Raw genomic sequence first — 20876 nt, forward strand, 5'->3', positions numbered from 1 at the left:
CTTCCATCTTTTTATCCCGGCATATGCTTATACTCCTTTACGGTACATCCGTAGTACTTCTTAAAGCTGGCGCTGAAATACTGGCTGTTGCGGTAGCCGGTGGCCTCGGCCACCTCGTAGCTTTTCATATCAGTAGTCCGGAGCAGCTCGCCGGCTTTTTCCATACGCACAGAAATCAGATAGTCGTATAGATTGATACCGAACTGGTCCTTGTAGAGACTCGTTAAGTAGCAGTGGTTGACATTAAAATGACGGGCGATCATGACCAGGCTCAAATCAGGGTTCTGGTAGTTCTTTTCGATATAACACCTGATTTTGGACAGAAGCGTGTAGGTCTCGCTGTTTTTAGACTGCATAGCTGCCTGGCAGGAGGCGTATAAATCGTTTAATTCCTGCATGATGCTCCCCTGGTAAAAGATGCCTTCCAGGAGCATATCCCGCTTTAAACAACTGTTGATATACTTCTTCAGTTCCTCCATACTGGTTAAGAAGCGGTTCTTCTCCTTGCAGTCCGGCATGGTATAGATAATAAACAGCTGAAGATTATCCATGCAGATGAAAAGGCTTCCATAGTACTGGCGCGTCAGCGTGTTGCACAGTGTCTGCAAGTATTCCTGACACGCCGCCGTGTCTGGCGGAGCATCTTTTCCGAAATCCATGAATAAGACCATTCCGAGACCGCCGGTGATGTTGATGTCAAATGCGCGGAAGATTGCATCGTCAGCCTCACGGAAATTTTCATACATCAATTTGGAAATGTACTGGCGCCGGATCAGGGGGTATTTTTCATTTAATATTTGGTTGACCTCCCTGGCACGGATACATTTTTTCTCAGCCCGCCGGAGAACATCAAGCAGCTGGCTGTTATCGATGGGCTTGTTTAGATAATCGACGGCATCCAGGGCCAGAGCCTGCTTGGCATATTCAAATTCCTTATATCCGGACAGAAAAATGAAAAACAGATCCGGATAGTAGTCTCTGGCGATTTTCGCCATCTCAATTCCATCCATGATGGGCATCTTAATATCGGATATGATGATGTCCGGTTGGTTCTCCTTCATATATTCCAGGGCATCTACACCATCACGCGCGGTATAGACCAGGTTCCACCCAAAATCATTCCAGTCAATTCTTTGAGCCATATTTCTTCTTGCGACTGCGTCGTCGTCTACAAACAGTATTTTCAACATTTTTATCAATCCTTCCGAAGTTTTTCCTATGATCAACGATTCAGGCGGGCGCTTACGTGTTTTGGGTGCCCTGTTTCTGGCTTAGGACCTGAAAGGGAATTCTCAGCGTCACCGTCGTGCCTTCTTCCAGAACGCTGTCGATGGTGAGACCATAGCCAAAGCCATAGGTAAGCTGAAGACGGTCGTGTACATTTTTAATTCCGTAGATATGAGCGGGCTTTTCTGACATGGAACAGTATAAGGAAGCCCGGATATCTTCGAGAAGCCGGTCGGGGATGCCGCCTCCGTCATCGCTTATGCGGATCAGAAGACAGCTTCCCTCTTTCTCTGCGGTGATCCTTATGGTTCCATCGGTCCGACAGGGCCGCAGTCCATGGTACACTGCATTTTCCACGATGGGCTGCAGCACCAGCTTGATGATGGAACAGTCCCAGTATTCGGCGGGGACAGAGATCTCATACTGGAAATCTTCGAAGCGCGTCTTTAAAATAGCCAGATACATCTCCACATGAGTCAGTTCATCTCTCAGAGAAATCGCCACCATGCCCTTGCTGACGCCGATACGGTAAAATGCAGCCAGCTGATCCACCATCTGTCCGGCTTTTTCCACCTCACCCAAATCGCACAGCTGGTGAACACAGTCCAGCGCATTGTAGAGAAAATGAGGATTGATCTGAAAGTACAGGGCCTGGAGTTCCGCCTCCTGTTTGGCGAGCATTTCAAACTCCAGGTTTTTCATCAGCAGCTTGATCCGGCCGATCATGTGGTTGATTCCTTTGCAGATCTGATTGATTTCCTTGCCGCCCCATGCGGTTATCGCTGTATCTAAGTGGTTTTCTGAGACGTAGTTCAGCTGCTCCATGAGAGAACTGATGGGACGGGTCAGCAGGTTGGTAACAGTAAAATAGAGGGCGAGGCAGACGGTGAGCAGGAGAAGGCTGAATTTTATCGCGACATCGGAGAAGCGGTGGTAATTCATGTACATTTCTTCCATGGGGATAACGGCCAGTACGCCCATATTCTCATAGGCCAGCGGGCGGTAGATGACGTAGTTTTCACCAAACTGCCGCGTGATGGTCGTCTCTGGCACCGCATCGCCGGCCAGCGATGAGATAGCGTGTAAATCCTCTTCCGACAGCTTCTCCAATGTGTCGGTTCCGAAGAGTTCAGAGGAGGAAAACTGCAGCTTTCCATCTTTTACAAGGGTTACACATGAGGAGGCGGTGATTTTGCAGTTGATCAGTGAGGTGGTGAAAAGCCTGTCATCAATGCCAAACACCATAACTCCGTGTACGGCGGAATCAGGAGAACCCAGGACCTCCATAAGCGAGGCGGCAGGCAGGCGGCCGCTGAACGTGGAGTAGGGATAGGGCTCTGAAGCACTGGTAATCCAGTGCAGGGAGTATGGCGGATAAACTTCTGAAAAGTCCTCGTAATAGAAATTGGAACGCCGCAGCTGTTCTCCGGTATTGGAACGGAACATACTGACGGTATAGTCATCTAGAAATAAAAATACGGAATTAAAGTAAGCGGAATTCATGACGAGAAAATCATGGACCGCGTTGGAGAAGCCCCGGTAATTTTCCGCCGAAATAGGTTCCCGGTCCGCCAGAATGTTTTTCCGCAGCTTATAATAATAGGATGAAGCTGTAATCGTGGTGGGAAGATTGCTTACCGCGGCGATCTTCTGTTCCAAGGTATCGCTCGTCTGACCGATGATGGCTACCGCGTTCGCCTGAATCAAGTCTGTGATCTCTTCTTTGCCGGCGCGGTAGAAATAGCTGCACGAGAGGAGTACCAGCAGGACAAACGGCAGGCAGAACAGCAGCATAAGACTTCTGATTGACAGTGAAAAAAAATGTTTCTTCACGAGTGATTCCCCCTTATCATTCGATAGAAATACGGTTTCCGTATGTGTTACAGTTCCCGGTCCCACCTGCCTTCCGCTTCCCGGTCTGGCCCGGCTGGCTCATGCAGCCTTTCCAGTTCCGGTTTCGGAGATAAGCACTTCTAAACGTGCAGAATTTTTCTAAAAACCGGGGGAAATGCCCAAACTCGCTGCGCTCAAACAAGTGGACATTTCCCCTGAACGAAAAACCCTGCGCGTTAAGAATTGCTAATTCCCTGCAAAGTCACAGGAAAGGCTGCATGAGCCAGCCGGACCAGACCGGGAAGCGGAAGGCAGGTGGGGCCGGGAACTGTAATCCGTATGTGTTTCCTTTACCATATATAGTTTTGATAAGTTTGTCAACAAAACCTAAAGATATTATAATTTTCACGAAAGATACTTTATTTACCCGTGAAGGCTGATGTGGTTAAATAGAGACATGAAGTTAAGCGCTTACATGAACAAAAAGAAAGGGGAAGAGATTGTGAAAAAGGAAAAGTTTAATTTTGCTCCATATATTCTTATATTACCGGCATGCCTTTTGATGGGGCTCATCATGATTTATCCATTGGGAAAGGTTTTCTACTTAAGCTTCCAGCATTATAATCCGACGAAACCGTTTACCAATGGGTTTGCGGGACTCGATAATTTTATTACGATCTTTACAAAGAAAGAGTTCTACAATGCACTGGGCGTTTCCGCAAAGTTCGTAGCATGTGAGGTGGTACTTCAGCTGATCTTCGGCATGATTGTGGCACTGATCTTAAATCAGAAGTTTAAAGGGAGGGGATTCTTCCGTGCCCTTACATTCATTCCATGGGCTTTATCCGGAGTACTGACTGCGGTTTTATGGAGTATCATGTTCAACCAGCATTTCGGAGTGCTCAATGATCTTCTGTCGAAACTGGGGATCATCAAGGAACCCATCGCCTGGCTGGCGAATACGAAATTCGTACTCGGTTCCGTCATTGTGGCGGAATTATGGAGAGGCATTCCTTTCTTTGCCATCAGCCTTCTGGCGGCGATGCAGGGGCTTCCGGATGATATATACGAGGCGGCAAGAGTGGACGGCAGCACGAAGTTTCAGACATTCCGCTTTATCACGCTTCCGATGCTTAAGAATACTATCGTGCTGACGACTCTGCTCCGCACCATTTGGGAATTCAACAGTGTGGACCTAATCTACAGCCTGACCGGCGGCGGTCCGGTGGGCAAGACGACCACGCTCAGCATGCTGATTGCCAATCAGGCCATCAAGACGAGCAACTATGGATACGGCTCGGCGCTCTCCGTTGTCAGCTTTGCGATTCTGGCCGTTATCGCGGTGATTTATATGAAACTGTCCGGATTTGGAAAGGAGGAGGCATAACCATGAAGGAGAAGAAAAGAGATATTATATTCCTGCGGTGGCTTCCGCTGCTTCTGATCAACGTGTATGTGGTGTTTCCTATTTACTGGTCCTTTATCACATCGTTAAAGAGTGAGGCCGACATTGTCAGCACGCCGATCCAGTATATCCCGCGGTCGCCGTCCCTGAACAACTTTGCGAACGTATGGGTTCATGCCGGATTCAGTCAGTATTTTGCAAACAGCCTTCAGATCAGTATTGTGTCGGTGTCAATCATCGTTGTCCTGTCCATTATGGTGGGATATGCGCTGACGAGATATAAATTCAAGGGGAAAAAGCTGTTTATGGGCTTTCTGCTGGCCAGCCAGTTTATACCGGCGGCGGTGCTTCTCGTTCCGCTGTTCAATATTTTCCAGGGAGTCGGACTCGTGGGAACAAAGACGGCCATCGTGTTGGTAAATATCACCTTCCATATTCCGTTCAATGCGATTCTGATGAAGGGCTTCATCGAGGGAATCCCCTTTGAACTGGAGGAGGCGGCCATGGTGGACGGGTGCAGCCGGTTTAAAGGAGTGGTGAAAATCGTGCTTCCCATGCTGGTACCCGGAATCATTACGGTGGCGGCGTTCGCATTTATCGCCTGCTGGAATGAGTTCCTGTTCAGCCTGATGTTCTTAAACGATCCGGCGAAATATACGGTGCCCATCGGCTTAAAGATGATGCAGGGCGAGTTCAGCGTTCAGTACGGCGCCATGGCATCCGGCGCAATTATCGCCATGTCGATTCCGGTATGTCTGTTCGCCTATCTTCAGAAATATCTTGTAACCGGTTTAAGCGCCGGCGGTGTTAAGGGTTAACAATTATAGAATAGAATAAAAACAGGAGGAAGTAAAGTTATGAGGAAGAGAATTACAGCATTAACAATGGCAGGGGTTATGACAGCGGCACTTCTCAGCGGATGCAGCGGCGGAAACAGCACCAGTACCACCACAGCCGGAGGAGCTGCGGACACGACGGGAGCAGAAGCGGCTCAGACGACGGCCGGAGGCACCGAGGCGGCAGCGGGAGAGAAGGTGGAGATCACTTACTGGGATCAGAACGCGGATACGAAGAGGACGGAGATATTCAACAAGCTGATTGCAGATTTTGAGGCGGAGAATCCGAACATCACGGTAAAACTGGTTCCAGTTCCCGCCGATCAGGCGAAATCCAAATATGATGTGGCAATCCAGTCCCACACCGCTCCGGACTGCGGCGGTGTCAGCCAGTACTGGATGAGCGATTTCCTGATTCAGGATGCCCTGGTTCCGCTGGACGACTATATTGCGGGATGGGATCAGAAGGACAAGACTCTCTCCGAGTTCGACGAAAGTATCCGCAGCATGGCTCCAGACGGCAAGATGTATGGTCTTGCGCACATGGTAACTGTGCCGGTTGTTTGGTATAATACGGAATTGATGAACAAATCGGGATGTGAGATTCCGAAGGACTGGGACGGTGTGTTTGACTGTGTAGAGAAGATGACCGATAAGGCAAACGGCGTCTATGGATTCTCGATCCGCGGCGGCGCCGGAAGCTCCCAGCAGTTTGAGCAGATGATGTATCAGTATTCCGGCCAGCTGGATATGTTTGATGAAAACGGCAATTCCACGGCCAATGATCCGGCTCATGTGGAGCTGCTTGAGAAATTCGCAAGTATTTACAATGTATACACACCGGAGAGCGATATCACCAATGCGGTGGCTGAGATGAACGCGGCGTTCGATTCTGGTTCCGCGGGAATGATCTTCCATAATCTGGGCTCTTATGGCCAGCACGTACAGACACTGGGTGAGGACGGTTTTGCCGGACTGGTACGGTTAAATGCTACAAATGGAACGAGAACCATCGTATCCAACGGCGCAATGTGCTTATCCGTATTCAAGGATTCCAAGCATCCGGCAGAGGCCTTCAAGTTCGTCAGCTTCCTGGCGCAGCATGAGGCGTGCAGCTACATCAGCGAGCAGATCGGCCAGATTCCCTGCAACAAGGAAGCCCTGGAGGACGAGTGGGTGCAGAATGCAGGCCCGATTAAGGAGGCCGCAGATGCGCTTCTCGATTCCGGCACGACGGTGACTACGCTTCCGATCAATGTAATCGGCTACTATGACCTGCATCAGAACACCCTGGTGGAAGGATTCCAGAATGTGCTTCTCGGCAACATGACCGCGCAGGAATACTTAGACAACTGGGCGTCTGAGATGACGAGACTGAAGTCCGAGTACGACCAGTACTTACAGTCTAAATAGAACGAAGAATGGAACGAAGAATTCAGAGATGTTTTCAGAAAAGCCCATGAGGCGGAGGAGAGAAAATGGATTGGTTGGACGAATTTAAAAATCCTCCCGCCCGATGCCGTATCAAGCCGTTCTGGTTCTGGAACGGCGATATGGCGGAGGACGAAATAAAACATCAGATAGAGGAAATGTCGGATAAAGGCCTTGGCGGGGCCTTTATCTGTGCAAGACAGGGACAGAAGGTCCCCTATCTGTCGGAGGAATGGTTTAAAAAGGTAAGTTTTGCGGCCGAAGAGGCGGTGCGGTGCGGCCTTGAGACGTGGCTTTACGATGAGTATCCATATCCGAGCGGTATGAGCGGCGGCGAGGTGCTTCTTAAGCATCCCGAAGCGGAGCACATGGTTTTAAATCACCGGTCTCTGGATCTGCCGGAGGGCGGTACGTTTGAGATGAATCTGGGCTGGTGCGAACTGCTTTATGCGAAGGCATTTCCGGCAGGGGGGCAGGCAGGAGATGGAAGCGTGGATTTTGCCCATCCGGTGGATCTGGAAGCGTTGGCCGGCAATCTTCAGACGGAAGAGATATACCAGACAACCGGTCTGACGAAATACAACAATAAGCGTTTTTTCACCTATCGGCCGGAACGGATTCTGAAGGGAACGCTGCCGGCGGGAAGCTGGCGGGTGGAAGTGTATACCCAGGCGGCCCTCGGCGAGTTTAAGTATTACGGAGGCTTTTTCGATCCGTGTTCAAAGGAAGCGGTGCAGACATTTTTAGAGACAACCCATGAGAAGTATGAAAAGTATATGGGGGAGAAGTTTGGAAGCAGGATTTACGGCATGTTTTCCGATGAGGTGGGGCTTCTAAGCCCGATCCCGTGGTCCAAACGGCTGCCGGAATACTTTAAGAAGGTGAAGGGGTATGATCTTCTGGAACATTTGCCTGCGCTCCACAATGCCGCGTATGAAAATGCTTATGCCATACGGTATGATCTCTATGACGCCATCCATAAGCTGTTTGTGGAGAACTACCATAAGCAGGTGTCGGACTGGTGCGGCAGCCACCATCTGGAGTATGCCACAGAGGTTCCCTCCATGCGCATGAGCACGCAGCGTTACAGCGCGATCGTGGGCGGAGACACAGCCCATGAGAAGCTGGGCCGCCCGCTGGAATGGATCTATGATGAATATATCCGCAAATACCGTTCTAATGCGAAAGCAGTCAGCTCTCTGACCCGCCAGCTGGGAAAACAGTTTTCCATGATCGAGAGCTTCCACAGCCTGGGCTGGACCATGACGCTTCAGGATGCAAAGTGGATGTTTGACCGGCTGGGAGCAAGCGGAATTAACTTTTACAACGTGCACGCGTTTTATTATACCATCGACAGCATTACGAAGCATGACGCACCGCCTTCCCAGTTTTTACAGAATCCATACTGGAAGCATTACCGCCTTCTGGCAGATTACGCGGGGCGGCTCGGTACGTGGGTGACGAACACGGAAGCTGATATCCATGTGGCGGTGCTCGATCCGGCGGCTACGCTGTGGGCGTATCTGGGCGAACCGTTTATCGGCTTCGTCTATCAGGGAGAGGATGAGGCGGAACGGCAGAAATGCGACCAGGTGCGAAAGGATTGGGTTGCGGTCTGCAAGGAACTCTTATTTAACCAGATTGATTATGAACATCTCGACACGGAAATCCTGGAACACGCAGATATCCGGGACGGCGAGATTCTCATCGGCAGGGCCTCCTACCGTGTGCTGGTCATACCGCCCACCGATTTTATCGAGGCGGCGGCCTGTGAAAAGATCCGGGAGTTTGCCGCCTGCGGCGGAAAGATCGTTTTCCTGGGAAATCTGCCGGAGGCGGTCATCGACAGGAAGCAGGAACGGGCTGACTGGACCGGCCTGGAACTGAATCAGCGGGAGGACAGGCGTTACTTCGAAGAGATCCGGGATGGCGCCTGGTGTGAATGGTGCAGGGAGGCGGCCGACTTATCTTTTGGAATTAAGACCCGGGATTCGGAGCGAAAAGATATCATCAGCTCTGTCAGGGAAGATGGCGGGGCGTATTACGTATTCCTGGTAAATCAGGGCGGCCGTGATACGGAAGTGTCCGTCACATGCAAACGGGCTGGATGCGTGTATGACGGGGAGCTGTGTCTCGATACCGGAGAGGTGAAGACGGCGGAAGCTCCGATGGAAGCGGTTGCACTGAGAGCGTATGAGAGCCGGATGCTGCGGTTTGTTAAGTGCGGTGAGAAGGAAATGGAGGGTGTGGCGGCTGGTAACGGCAGTGAGAGAGGCGAAGACTGCGGGACTGTTGACGGCAGTGAGCAATCGCCGGAAAAACTGGTAATCGACACTTCCGGCATGATGCCTGTCACCATCGAAGGCGGCAATATCTTCCGACTGGAAGAATTTTTAATATCCCGGGACGGGGGGGAATGGTTTGAAGTGCCAGTGAAGACCTTTATTGAGCAGTGTGCCGACCAGTCCTGCCTGAAACCGGAGGATTATCAGTTTACCGGAGCCTTTGGAATTCCAAAGAAAATTTCGATTCACTATCCGCTTGCGGTGACCTATAAGACCGGCTTTGAGGTGGAAACGGTGCCGGAGACGTGTTCGCTTCTGATGGACCGGGGGGCGGTAAAGGATACGTGGCGTATGACGCTGAACGGGGAAGAAATCCGTGCTGAGACATTCCGGAGCGTATTTATCAATGATCAGAACAATAGGATGGCGGACATTGCCCCATTTTTGAAAAAGGGCTGGAATGAACTGGCGGTGGAAGTGATGCTCACGAAGGATTCTGACGGGATCCGGGATCCGCTCTACTTATATGGTGACTTCGGTGTGAGTGAGACGGAGGCCGCAGGCCGCAGAAGACTCACTGCGAAACCGGAGACTGCGGCGTTTACGCTGGATTACATCAGGGGATTCCCCTACTACAGCGGAACGTTCACCTTCCGGACTGTGCTTGATGTGAAGACGGTTCCACAATTGTTTGACTTAGAGCTGGATAAGAAGGATCAGTGCCATGAATGCCTGGAAATCATAGTAAACGGCGTTTCCGCCGGTGTGCGGGCGTTTTCACCGTATACGTGGCACGGGGACGGAGCGATGTTAAGGCAGGGAGAAAATCAGATAGAAATCCGTCTCACCAATACTCTCGCCCCCATGCTTGACGGAACCTGGTTTGATTATGAGAAACACTGTCTTGTAAAATGTTAAGAGGAGAAGCTTATGAAACCAAATGTGATTATTTTTTTCACGGACCAGCAGCGATCGGATACTACCGGGGCGGGCGGTAATCCCTGCGGATTGACGCCGAACTTTGACCGGGTGGCATTTACGGGGACGTACGCATCGACTGCGGTTACGCCCCAGCCGGTGTGCGGGCCGGCCAGGGCGGTGCTGCAGACTGGAAAATACGCTACCTGTACGGGAAATTACCGGAACGCGATTCCTCTGGGAAGAGATCAGAGGACCATGGCCCATTACTTCCATGACGCCGGGTATGACACCGCTTATATTGGTAAATGGCATCTGGCGTCGGGGCGGCACGAGGTCCAGAAGGAGGAGCGCGGCGGATATGACTGGTGGCTGGGCGCCAATGCCCTGGAGGCTACTTCCAGACCGTATGACACCCTTGTATATGATAATGAGAACCGGCCGGTGAAGTTGCCGGGGCACCGAATTGACGCCCTGACGGATGCCGCGGTCCGCTATATCAATGGTCATCAGGACCAGGATAAGCCGTTCTTCTTATTCCTGTCCTTTTTGGAGCCTCATTTTCAGAATTGTTTCGACGATTTTTCAGCCCCTCACAGCGGGGCTCCCATTAATCCGCTTTATATGCCGCCTGATTTAGGCGCGCTCGGCGGCACGTCATGGCAGCACCTGGGCGGATACTACGGTATGGTAAAACGGCTGGATGAGGCCTTCGGACGAATCCGGGATGCACTGGAAAGCCTTCATATGGCGGAGGACACCATCCTGGTGTTCACCAGCGATCACGGATGCCATTTCAAGACGCGGAATGCGGAATATAAGCGTTCCTGCCATGAAAGCTCTGTCCGCATTCCAATGGCATTTTACGGACCGGGATTTACAGGGGGCGGCAATGTTGCGGAGATTGTCAGCCTGATCGATGTTGCACCGACCCTTCTCGACGCATGCGGGATTCCGGTTCCGGAGGACATGCAGGGCCACTCCCTCATGCCTCTGCTGGGCGGAAAGAAAGCTCCGTGGCCGAAGGAGGCGCTCATCCAGATCAGCGAGGCGGAGGTCGGCCGGGCCATAAGGACGAAACGGTGGAAGTATTCGGTTCAGGCCACTGACCGGGATCCAGTTTTAGACCAGGGAAGCGGCGTGTACACCGAGATGTATCTCTACGACCTGGAACACGATCCTTATGAACTCCATAATCTGATTCATTCCAGGGCCCACCAGGGGGTATGCCTCGCTCTGGGGGAGAAATTGGTAAGGCTTATGAAGGAGGCGGGAGAAGGAGATGCCATGATTCTGCCGCAGGAGAAGGAGATGATTGGACAGCTGGCCGTGTTTGACGGGGAAGAGCTGTTATAGAAAATAAACAGGTGAAAAAAATATGTTTGACACATCAGGTTCAGATGGTTTATAATAAAGGTACAAAAAAGGCAGTTCACTCCACAGAGTGGCTTCCAAAGATTCGTTATATTTTAAAGAAAATAGTCGCTACTTTTGGACGGGTGGGCGACTATTTTTTTGTACCATTTTTTCTATCTATGTAAACGAGAATAGCAATGATAAGCATTGCTGCATTTATGATTATCATAAATTCTTCACAAGTAGACATAATATAGAACCACCTCCTTTCGGAGATGGAAGTCACCCAGCAGATAAACTGCCTAATAAAATTATAACAGAGGATATAACTAATTTCAATGTATATTTAACTATATATGAGCGTGATTAAAGATAAGGGTTTCTTTTCACGGGCTGGGGAATAAGGCATGATAATCGGGGACTTTTGCGAGTCGCTTATCCTGCCCTATGTTCAGATAGATCCGTATCAGAAGATTCCCCGTGTCTTCTGTTGCAAAGTGATCCGGGTCGTTCAGGCAATCACAGAAGTATGTCAGATACTCGAAACTCCTCAGTGAGATCGCCTGGTTGATCTTTCCTTTTAGAACCCTTGTTTTTTAGTATATAAATACAAGCAAGTTATTCACGGGTGGAGTAATTATAATTTCTTTCAAGCTGTGAAACGTGGTAAAGTATGAGTTCTGAAGCAGCCGCCAATAGACATACCAATTATGATTGAAATCAATGGATTTCCATAGTCTGTATGTCTTTTTTTTATATAAATTACTTTCGTTATAAGCAATATGCATATAAGAAATAATGAAGAATAATAAAAATCAAACATATTTTACAAATATATCTTGACATCCATGCCACAATCGTATATCATATAAATACATCATATAACGTTATATAACAATATATAATAATATCGAGTGGAGGATTCATTATGAGACAAGAGCACATCGACCAGATCAACACAGCAGTGGCAGCAGTGGCGGCCAAGGAAGTCATTAATCATTTTTACTTTGTAGCGTGTGGAGGTTCCCAGGCTTTCATGATGCCGGCACAGTACACCTTTGACCGTGAAATTTCGATTCCGGCCAGTATCTACTCTTCCAACGAATTTGTTCACAGAGCTCCAAAGGCATTGGGACCGGATTCCGTAGTCATCACCTGTTCCCATTCAGGCAATACTCCTGAGACCGTAAAGGCAACGGAGGTTGCCAGAGAAAAAGGTGCGCTGACCATTGCCTTATCTCATTTAGAGGATTCTCCATTATGGAACGCAGCAGAATATCCGATCCACTATGATTGGGGAAAAGAGGCGGATGCAAGCGATTTGAACAAGGCTGTGTTATACTATCTGATGTTCAGCATTTTAAACGCAGTGAGTCCATGTGAGAAGTATGAGAAAGGCATCGCATCCGTAGCGAATTTAAATGATGCGATCGAGAAGGCGAAAACTCAGTATGCGGACACCGTTAAGGAGTGGGGAAGCAAGTACAAGAGAGAGCAGATGATCTACACCATGGGCAGCGGCGCCTGCTACGGCGAGGCGTACTCCTTTGCGATCTGCCTGCTGATGGAGATGCAGTGGATTCATTCCCACGCGATCCATTCCGGCGAATATTTCCACGGACCATTTGAAGTGACTGATTTTGATGTTCCGTTCATCATTATCGAGGGCATCGGAGCAACGAGACCGCTCGATGAGAGAGCTTACAACTTCTGCCAGAAGTATTCCGATAAGATTATGCTGGTAGATGCGGACACCTTTGATATGACAGGCATTGACGAGGAAGTGAGAGAGTACTTTGCTCCGCTTCTGGCCGGCGCGGTACTTCGTTCTCTGGCAGACGCATTTGCTTATGAGAGAGGTCATGATTTAAGTGTGCGCCGCTATATGTGGAGAATGGAATATTAATCTGAACCTTGAAAGAATAAGAGAGAGCGACGGAGTTTTAGCAGGAAGGCTGGAATTCCGTCGTTTTTAGAAAAGGCATACAAGGAGGGTATCATATGAAGAAAAGTATTAAGAAAATCATGGCACTTGCACTGGCTCTTACCATGGGATTGTCGTTGACCGCATGCGGCGGATCAAAGGATGGCGGGGATGCCAAGACAACCGCAGCGCCGGAGAGTAAGGCGGCGGATACCACTGCGGCAGGCGGCGAAGCGAAGGCAGAAGAGGGATCCGGAGAGAAGGTAGTAATTAACTTCTTCCACCGCTGGCCCAACGACCCGAAGAATTCCATGTTCCAGGAACTGATCCAGGAATATATGGACGAGAATCCAAATGTCACGATCAACATGGACTGCATCTTAAACGATCAGTACAAAGAGAAAATCCGTATGGTCGTTGCGACAGACGAAGTTCCGGATATCTTCTCTTCCTGGTCGGGAACCTTTGCAAAAGAAATGATTGACTCCGGCAATGTCATGGAGCTGAACGACATCTATGACGGTGACACTGAGTGGTCCTCCAAGATTGCAGGAGCCAGCGTCGATGGCTTTACCTTTGACGGAAAGATCTATGGGGTTCCGTGGTCACAGGATGGCAAAGCTTTCTATTATAATAAGAAGATATTTGCAGAAAACAACCTGGAAGTGCCGAAGACATGGAATGAATTTATCGCCGCGCTGGATACTCTGAAGGCAGCCGGTTATGAGACACCGGTGGTTGAGGGATTATCCGATAACTGGGCAATTCTCCACTATCTGGGAACCATGAATCAGAGAATGGTAGATCCTGCAGTGATCGCGAAGGATTACGATGCGGCGACCGGTGAATTTACAGATCCGGCCTACGTGGAGGTACTCGAAAAATGGAAACAGCTCACCTCCTACATGGGGGAAACCTGTGTAGCCATCGATCATGAAACAGCCAGAAATACATACTTTGCAACCGGAGAGGCTCCGATTATGTATTTACAGTTCGCAGAGATCACCATGCTTGAAAAGGTCATTCCGGAAGGCTTTGAATACGGCTTCTTCAATTTCCCGGCTTTCGAAGACGGAAAAGGCGATCCGGAAGGACTGACCGGCGCACCGGAGGGATTTATGATCAGCAACAAGGCTAAGAATCCGGAAGAGTGTGTGAAGTTCTTAAAGTGGCTGGTCAGCAAGAAGGGCGGAGAAGCTCTGACAACAAAGAGCGGAGAGATCTCCAGCGTAGCGGGTGCAGTGGATGAAACCAATGCCCTCCCGGCACAGTTGGAGGCGATGGAGATTATCAAATCCGCATCCACGCTGGTACCGTGGTTTGACAATGCCTGCGATGCGTCCGTTTATACCGTATACGGCCAGGGGGCACAGGCGATTGCTACAGGCGACGAGACTCCGGAAAGCGTTATGGAACAGGTAAAGGAGGCTGCGGCTGCCTTACATTAATAAAAGGTAACAGTTCAGGACATCCGATGTCCTGAACTGTTACAATAAATGGGATGGATCATAACATTCCGCCGAATGCATGTGAGGGGGAGTATCCGCTTGAAAAGAGAGAAAAAAAGAAATTTACAGGCATTGGCATTTGCCATACCAGCTATTCTGATTCTGGGAATATTCGTATATTTTCCGCTGATTAAAAATTTCATATATAGTTTTCAGTCCTTTACCCTGTCTTCCACAACGAAGGAGTGGGTGGGGTTTGACAACTACAGGCATCTGTTTTCAGATAAGATCATTCTGGTCTCCCTGAAAAACAACATCCTTTATGCTGTCATCTCGATTGTTATCCAGGTGGGATTCGGACTCGTGCTGGCGGCGGTACTGGAGGACATCGCATTCCATAAGTTTGCCCCGACGCTGCGCAGTATCTATTTTATCCCTACCGTGATATCCATGACCGTCGTATGTCTGTTGTTTGATTTTGTATACAATCCACAGATGGGCCTGTTAAACAGCTTCCTGGAGCTGGTCGGACTTGACGGCTTAACGAGGGTATGGCTGGGAAGCAAGAAGACAGCGATGTATGCGGTGATTGCGGTTTCTCAATGGCAGAGTACCGGATATGTTGCCATGCTGTTCATTGTGGCCATCCAGAAGATCCCCCGGGATTTATATGAGGCGGCAGAGGTGGACGGCGCCGGAAAGCTGAAACGCTTTTTCTACATAACGGTGCCGCAGGTGCGCCAGATGTTCTTTGTTACCATGATTTTAACGGTTGTCGGTGCATTTACCGTATTCAACGAACCGTATATCTTAACCGGAGGCGGGCCGGGAACGGCGACCATGGTGCTGTCGCTTCATATGTACCAGACCGGTTTCGTTAAGAACAATATGGGATACGCATCCACGATCGCCATGCTGATTTTTGTCATAACGGCAATTTTATCTTCCGTACAGTTCGCAAGCTTCGGAACGGAAAAGGAGGATCGCTGATGGAGAAGGTGAAAGTAAAAAAGAGAAGAGTATACGGACCCGGCGAGATCCTTTGGCTGGCCATTTTATTCCTCCTGGCCGCCCTGATTTTGTATCCGCTGTTCTGGATTCTGATGTCGTCCTTTAAGGACTACAACGGCATATACGGCGATGTGTGGGGGCTTCCCGATATCTGGCATGTGGAAAATTATATGACAGCCTGGAACCGGGGGATATCTCAGTATTTCCTCAACAGCCTGATTGTAACGATATGTACGCTGGCTGGTGTGGTCTTTGCATCCACTTTTTCCGCATTTGGAATCTGCCAGATGAAAGGCAGACTGGGAAATTTCGTATTTCTCTTCTGTCTCTGCGGCCTGCTGCTGTCACCGCAGGTCTGCCTGCTTCCGCTGTTCATGCTGTTAAAGAGCCTGAAGCTTAAGAATACGCTGTTGGCCATGATACTGCCTTACATCGCGTTCCGGCTTCCGGTATCGATCATGCTGATCCGGTCGTTTTTCGTCGGTATCTCCAAAGAGCTGGAGGAGGCGGCTACCATCGACGGGGCCACGCTGATGCAGATTTACGGACACATATACCTACCGCTGTCCAAACCGATCATCTCAACGGTCATCATCATGACAGCGTATTACGCGTGGAATGAGTTCGTATTTGCCACAATCTTTGTGGACAGCTCGAAGCTTCGCACCATTCCGGTAGGACTGATGGTGTTCCGTGACGGACTCATGACGGAATGGGGTGTCGTATTAGCAGGTATGGTCATCTCCTGTCTTCCGATTATCGTTCTCTTCCTGCTGATGCAGAAGAGTTTTGTAAGGGGCATGACCGCCGGTGCAGTGAAAGGATAACAGATATGAAGTTAATTGCAATTGGAGATAATGTAACGGACTGCTATATGGATGAGGGCGTCTATTTTCCGGGGGGGAATGCCGTCAATGTAGCGGTAAACTGTAAAAAAAATGGAGCAGAGCGCGTTAATTATATCGGTGTATTTGGGGATGATGAGCGGGCGGATTACATCAAGGAGTGCCTGACAAAAGAGGGCGTGACCTTCGACCGGTCGAGAAAGGTGTACGCCCACACGGCACAGCCGCGGGTATACCTAAAAGACGGAGACCGTGTCTTCGCCGCGGGGCTGCGTGACAGCTGCCAGCACTTGTTTGCCATGAAAATTGTGCCGGAGGACATGGAGATTATCAAAGAGTATGATATCTGCCATTCCAGCTGTTACTCCAATCTGGAGTATGAGCTTCCGACGTTAAAGGACATTTGTGAAGTCTCCTTCGATTTCTCCGATAAGCGGGAAGAGGCGTATTTGCAGCGGACGTGTCCGTATCTGACGTACGCATTTTTCTCGGGTTCCGACCTGGAGGAGGACGCATGTATCGCCCTGATGAGGAAGGTTCATGAACTGGGGACCAAAATCGTGGGAGTTACGAGAGGCCATAAGGGAGCCGTCTTCTATGACGGAGAACGGGTCTGGCACCAGGGGATTAAGAAGGTGGACGCCATCGATACCATGGGGGCGGGAGACAGTTTTATCGCGGGATTTTTAACCGCGTATGGAGACGGGAAAGGAATGGAGGAGGCACTTGACTATGCCGCCGACCGTTCTGCCGCCACATGCATGATTCGGGGAGGCTTTGGCTACCCACATAAAATGGAATAAAAATGCAGATTAAATCCGCTTTCCCGGACTTTCAGGGAAGCGGGTTTTCCGGTTAAAAAGGTTGCCTTGACCGATTTTGTGAGATATAATTGTAATTGGGCATCAAGGATGAAGAGTTACAGTTCACTCCCCGCCAGGGGCACCGCAGTTCTGTTCGGCCGGGCAGGCTTCCTCAGCCTTTCCAGTTCCGGTTTCGGGCATAAGAAGTTCTAAACGTGCAGAATTTTTCTAAAAACCAGGAGAAATTCCCAAACTCGCTGCGCTCAGACAAGTGGGAATTTCACCTGAACGAAAAATTTTGCGCGTTAAGAACTTCTAATACCCTGCAAAGTCACTGGAAAGGCTGAGGAAGCCTGCCCGGCCGAACAGAACTGCGGTGCCCCTGGTGGGGAGTGAACTGTAACGATGAAGAAGAGGACAGGAGACGCAGATATGCTAAATCAGAATGCATTGACTCCGTTATATGAGCAGCTTAAGAACGCAATTAAAGATGATATACACGCACAGATCTACAGGCCGGGAGACCGGATGCCGAGTGAGGCAGAGCTGGAAGAAAAGTATCAGGTGAGCAGGATTACGGTTCGCAGAGCGGTGAAGGAGTTATGCGAGGAAGAGATTCTGGTTCGGAAGCAGGGAAAAGGAACATTTGTACTGAGTACCGGAGTGCAGAGCCGGATCGACCAGCTGGCCGGATTTCATGATTCCATGGAGAGCCAGGGAAGAACAGTTCGGACCGAGATACTGGAGAAATCCATTATTTTCGTAAAGCCATCCTATGCGAATGACTTACAGATCTCGGTGGACGATAAGGTGGTGTATTTAAAGCGTGTCATGTATGCGGACGACATCCCCATGATGCTGGATATGTGTTACATTCCGCTTAAGCGCTTTCCGGGGATTTTTGAGAAAATGGAAGGCAATGTCTCGGTTTTTCAGCTTCTGCGCCAGGAGTATCACACAAAACTGGACCGCTACTACAAGGTGCTCAAGGTGAGAAAGGCCTCCAGGGAATTCTCTGAACATTTGAAATGCGGATTGGGTGATCCGCTGTTCGATATTTTCAAGATCACCTACAACGAGGAGGGCGTGGCCCAGCATATTTCCATCAGTATTTTAAAGGGGGAGAATACCTCCTATGTAATTTCTAACAGCGAGAATGACCAGATGACCCATAGTGGGATCAGCTGGCGGGTGTAAAGGAGAAGTCTTATGGCACAGGGGAATGTTGTTTTCACACCGGAGGATCATCTGATCCTTGAATCCTACAAAACCGTGGTGGAGGGGCTTGCTGAGTATCTGGGAGACGGATACGAGCTTGTACTTCACAGTCTGGAAAATCTGGACAGCTCTGTTATCAAGATTATCAACGGACACTACACCGGAAGGACGGAGGGAGCTCCAGTGACGGACCTGGCGCTGACCATGCTGAACCGGATTCAGACGGAAGGGCTGTCCGGCCATATTTCCTACTATACCCACAACAAGAAGGGCGAACCGCTGAAATCCTCCACGATTACGATCGAAGGGACAAATGGGAAGGTCATTGGCCTGCTCTGCATTAATTTTTACTTAAACACATCGGTCGAGACCTTTTTGTCCGGTTTTCTCCCAAGGGCCGCGGACCACAGCTTTGAAAGCGAAAACTACGCGGACAATCCCCAGGAACTGGTGAACCGTGCCGTCACCGCGGCCCAGGCCAAAGTGGAGGCGGATCAGTCCATACTTCCATCGCTGAAGAAGCGGGAAGTGATCGCTCAGCTGGAAGAGCAGGGGATCTTCCAGTTTAAGGAAAGCGTGCCTCTGGTTGCCGATATTCTGGGGCTTTCCAGAAATACAGTCTATCTTCACTTACGGAATTTAAGAAAAAACTGAATATAATTAATAAAAATTATTTTATTGATTTTTGGATTGACTAAAATATATTTTAGTGATATAGTATTAGTACAGCCAAGGGTGGTATTGACGTAACTTTCAATACCACCCTTTCGTGCATTTTAGAGGAAAGAATGGATTCGTGTTTACATCGGGGCAGATTCCGCTTGATCAGGCGACCGGAGCGGTGGTGGAAGGGGGGATTACAGAGCAGGCCCGCCAGTCCATGAAGAATGTAAAGGCAGTGCTCGAGGCGGCGGGGGCCGACTTAACCACTGTGGCAAAGACCACATGCTTTCTGGCGGATATGGGAGACTTCGCGGCATTTAACGAGGTGTATGCCGACTATTTTACGGGGAATCCGGCGAGAGCTGTGTGGCAGTAAAGGACCTGCCAAAGGGTGTGTTGTGTGAGGTGGAAGCAGTAGCGATTGTAAAATCATAGGAGGGATATTACATGGACGTAAAAAGGAGAATGAATGATCGTTTCAAAGACCTGGAGGGCGGATTGTTTTCAGCGGTGACTAAGGCCGATGTCGGAGAGGGCGTGGGAAATTTCCTTGCGGCAGGCGGTGCGAACATGGCGTGGGCGGATCCGTTTTATCCGGATCCATCGGTACCGGAATCGGCAAAAAAGGCTATGATGGAAGCGTTGGAGAGCGGAACCGTCAGCCATTATGTGATGCCGATCGGGGACCTGGCATTAAGAAAGGCGCTGGCGGAGAAGATCAGCAGGAGAACGGGACTCCCCATCGATCCGAGCCGTAATGTGATCGTGAGCCCGGGATCGGACAGCGGCCTTCTGTTTTCCATGATGCCGTTTATCGAGGAAGGGGACGAAATCATGATCCCTGATCCCAGCTATCCCAGCAACTTTTTGAATGCAAAACTTCTGGGCGCGAAGGCGGTTCCGGTGCCGCTGTATGAGGAGGACGGATACCAGCCCAGAATGGAAGAGTTTGAAAAGAGGCTGACGCCGAAGACGAAGATGGTGCTGATCAGCCATCCCAACAATCCGACGACGACCGTGTTCCGGAAGGAGAAGCTGGAGGAATTGGCGGCGTTTATTGTTAAGAATGATCTGATTCTGGTATCTGACCAGGCGTTTGAAGATCATATTTACGATGGAATCGAGTTCGCGGCGCCGTGTACGCTGCCCGGAATGTGGGAGAGGACATTGACGGTCTGTTCCATTTCCAAGGGGCTGGGACTGTCCGGGTTCCGGATTGGATATATTTACGCGGATGATCATATCATGGATGTGCTTTACGGCGCGGCCGTCAACGTGCTGGGGGCTTCCAATACCCTGGCCAGCATCGGAGCGGTGGCCGCGGTAAGGGACGAGGCATTTTTAAAGAGCAACTATGAGCGCCTGCTTCGCCGCAGGGACTTAGCGTATGAGATCCTGTCAGAAATTCCGGGCGTGACGATGAAGCCAAGTGAGAGCGGAATCTTAAGCTGGCTGAACGTGAGCGCGCTGGGTACCAGTGCTGAGGTGGCAGACTACATAAGGGATCACGCCAACATCATGGTCAATCAGGGAACGCCGTATGGTGCACAAGGGGAAGGGCACATACGGATTGTAACAGCCTGTTTTGCCAATGATGAGGAAGCGGCGGGACGTTTCCGTGATATCAAAAGGGCGCTGACGGAACTTGCAAAGGAAAAGGGGATCTGCTAAAA

15 protein-coding genes and 1 pseudogene are annotated in these 20876 nt (G+C 49.9%); 14 read left to right on the forward strand and 2 right to left on the reverse strand.

Annotated features, from left to right (window positions below; genetic code table 11):
• Positions 1-11: 11 nt before the first annotated feature.
• Both DFR60_RS27520 and DFR60_RS27525 read right to left on the reverse strand, forming a co-directional pair.
• Positions 12-1190 (reverse strand): response regulator transcription factor, encoded by a 1179-nt coding sequence (locus DFR60_RS27520; protein WP_110326164.1) that lies wholly within the window; start codon positions 1188-1190, stop codon positions 12-14.
• A 52-nt stretch (positions 1191-1242) separates the two neighbouring features.
• Positions 1243-3060 carry a sensor histidine kinase gene (locus DFR60_RS27525; protein WP_110326165.1) on the reverse strand — a complete coding sequence of 606 codons (1818 nt, stop codon included), beginning with the start codon at positions 3058-3060 and terminating at the stop codon, positions 1243-1245.
• Between the two features lie 574 nt (positions 3061-3634).
• Here DFR60_RS27525 and DFR60_RS27535 point away from each other — a divergent pair.
• The 14 genes and pseudogenes from DFR60_RS27535 (at position 3635) to DFR60_RS27605 (ending at position 20874) form a co-directional block, all read left to right on the forward strand.
• Positions 3635-4447, forward strand: a complete 813-nt coding sequence (locus DFR60_RS27535; protein WP_243005201.1) for a carbohydrate ABC transporter permease — start codon at positions 3635-3637, stop codon at positions 4445-4447.
• 2 nt (positions 4448-4449) lie between these two features.
• Positions 4450-5283, forward strand: coding sequence for a carbohydrate ABC transporter permease (locus DFR60_RS27540; RefSeq protein WP_002602231.1), 834 nt, complete (start codon positions 4450-4452; stop codon positions 5281-5283).
• Positions 5284-5322: 39 nt separating this feature from the next.
• Positions 5323-6714 (forward strand): ABC transporter substrate-binding protein, encoded by a 1392-nt coding sequence (locus DFR60_RS27545; protein WP_110326168.1) that lies wholly within the window; start codon positions 5323-5325, stop codon positions 6712-6714.
• Between the two features lie 65 nt (positions 6715-6779).
• The gene (locus tag DFR60_RS27550; RefSeq protein WP_110326169.1) at positions 6780-9935 is read left to right on the forward strand and encodes a glycosyl hydrolase; all 3156 of its coding nucleotides are present in this window, start codon (positions 6780-6782) and stop codon (positions 9933-9935) included.
• 12 nt (positions 9936-9947) lie between these two features.
• The gene (locus DFR60_RS27555) at positions 9948-11291 is read left to right on the forward strand and encodes a sulfatase family protein (protein WP_110326170.1); all 1344 of its coding nucleotides are present in this window, start codon (positions 9948-9950) and stop codon (positions 11289-11291) included.
• Positions 11292-12219: 928 nt separating this feature from the next.
• Complete coding sequence (locus DFR60_RS27565; RefSeq protein ID WP_110326172.1) at positions 12220-13197, forward strand: SIS domain-containing protein; 978 nt, start codon at positions 12220-12222, stop codon at positions 13195-13197.
• A gap of 95 nt (positions 13198-13292) precedes the next feature.
• Positions 13293-14663: an ABC transporter substrate-binding protein gene (locus DFR60_RS27570; protein ID WP_110326173.1), complete on the forward strand. Its 1371-nt coding sequence runs from the start codon at positions 13293-13295 to the stop codon at positions 14661-14663.
• 99 nt (positions 14664-14762) lie between these two features.
• A complete protein-coding gene (locus tag DFR60_RS27575; RefSeq protein ID WP_110326174.1) occupies positions 14763-15653 on the forward strand; it encodes a carbohydrate ABC transporter permease in 891 nt (296 codons plus the stop codon).
• Positions 15653-16501 (forward strand): carbohydrate ABC transporter permease, encoded by an 849-nt coding sequence (locus DFR60_RS27580; protein ID WP_110326175.1) that lies wholly within the window; start codon positions 15653-15655, stop codon positions 16499-16501. Before DFR60_RS27575 ends, DFR60_RS27580 begins: the two co-directional genes overlap by 1 nt.
• Before the next feature lie 5 nt (positions 16502-16506).
• A complete protein-coding gene (locus DFR60_RS27585; RefSeq protein WP_110326176.1) occupies positions 16507-17322 on the forward strand; it encodes a PfkB family carbohydrate kinase in 816 nt (271 codons plus the stop codon).
• A gap of 432 nt (positions 17323-17754) precedes the next feature.
• Complete coding sequence (locus DFR60_RS27590; protein WP_110326177.1) at positions 17755-18519, forward strand: GntR family transcriptional regulator; 765 nt, start codon at positions 17755-17757, stop codon at positions 18517-18519.
• A 12-nt stretch (positions 18520-18531) separates the two neighbouring features.
• Positions 18532-19194, forward strand: a complete 663-nt coding sequence (locus DFR60_RS27595; protein WP_110326178.1) for a helix-turn-helix transcriptional regulator — start codon at positions 18532-18534, stop codon at positions 19192-19194.
• Between the two features lie 133 nt (positions 19195-19327).
• Positions 19328-19638: pseudogene (locus DFR60_RS27600) on the forward strand (Rid family detoxifying hydrolase); the annotation flags it as partial.
• A gap of 12 nt (positions 19639-19650) precedes the next feature.
• A complete protein-coding gene (locus tag DFR60_RS27605) occupies positions 19651-20874 on the forward strand; it encodes a pyridoxal phosphate-dependent aminotransferase (protein ID WP_110326179.1) in 1224 nt (407 codons plus the stop codon).
• Positions 20875-20876: the final 2 nt, after the last annotated feature.

It is taken from the genome of Hungatella effluvii, assembly GCF_003201875.1.
Classification (GTDB): domain Bacteria; phylum Bacillota; class Clostridia; order Lachnospirales; family Lachnospiraceae; genus Hungatella; species Hungatella effluvii.

Excerpts from the sequence above, each read along its gene's own strand:
- DFR60_RS27550 (WP_110326169.1), top strand. The coding sequence starts at position 6,780 with ATGGATTGGTTGGACGAATTTAAAAATCCTCCCGCCCGATGCCGTATC.
- DFR60_RS27580 (WP_110326175.1), top strand. The coding sequence starts at position 15,653 with ATGGAGAAGGTGAAAGTAAAAAAGAGAAGAGTATACGGACCCGGCGAG.
- DFR60_RS27545 (WP_110326168.1), top strand. The coding sequence starts at position 5,323 with ATGAGGAAGAGAATTACAGCATTAACAATGGCAGGGGTTATGACAGCG.
- DFR60_RS27565 (WP_110326172.1), top strand. The coding sequence starts at position 12,220 with ATGAGACAAGAGCACATCGACCAGATCAACACAGCAGTGGCAGCAGTG.
- DFR60_RS27555 (WP_110326170.1), top strand. The coding sequence starts at position 9,948 with ATGAAACCAAATGTGATTATTTTTTTCACGGACCAGCAGCGATCGGAT.
- DFR60_RS27585 (WP_110326176.1), top strand. The coding sequence starts at position 16,507 with ATGAAGTTAATTGCAATTGGAGATAATGTAACGGACTGCTATATGGAT.
- DFR60_RS27520 (WP_110326164.1), bottom strand. The coding sequence starts at position 1,190 with ATGTTGAAAATACTGTTTGTAGACGACGACGCAGTCGCAAGAAGAAAT.
- DFR60_RS27595 (WP_110326178.1), top strand. The coding sequence starts at position 18,532 with ATGGCACAGGGGAATGTTGTTTTCACACCGGAGGATCATCTGATCCTT.
- DFR60_RS27605 (WP_110326179.1), top strand. The coding sequence starts at position 19,651 with ATGGACGTAAAAAGGAGAATGAATGATCGTTTCAAAGACCTGGAGGGC.
- DFR60_RS27535 (WP_243005201.1), top strand. The coding sequence starts at position 3,635 with ATGATTTATCCATTGGGAAAGGTTTTCTACTTAAGCTTCCAGCATTAT.
- DFR60_RS27540 (WP_002602231.1), top strand. The coding sequence starts at position 4,450 with ATGAAGGAGAAGAAAAGAGATATTATATTCCTGCGGTGGCTTCCGCTG.
- DFR60_RS27570 (WP_110326173.1), top strand. The coding sequence starts at position 13,293 with ATGAAGAAAAGTATTAAGAAAATCATGGCACTTGCACTGGCTCTTACC.
- DFR60_RS27590 (WP_110326177.1), top strand. The coding sequence starts at position 17,755 with ATGCTAAATCAGAATGCATTGACTCCGTTATATGAGCAGCTTAAGAAC.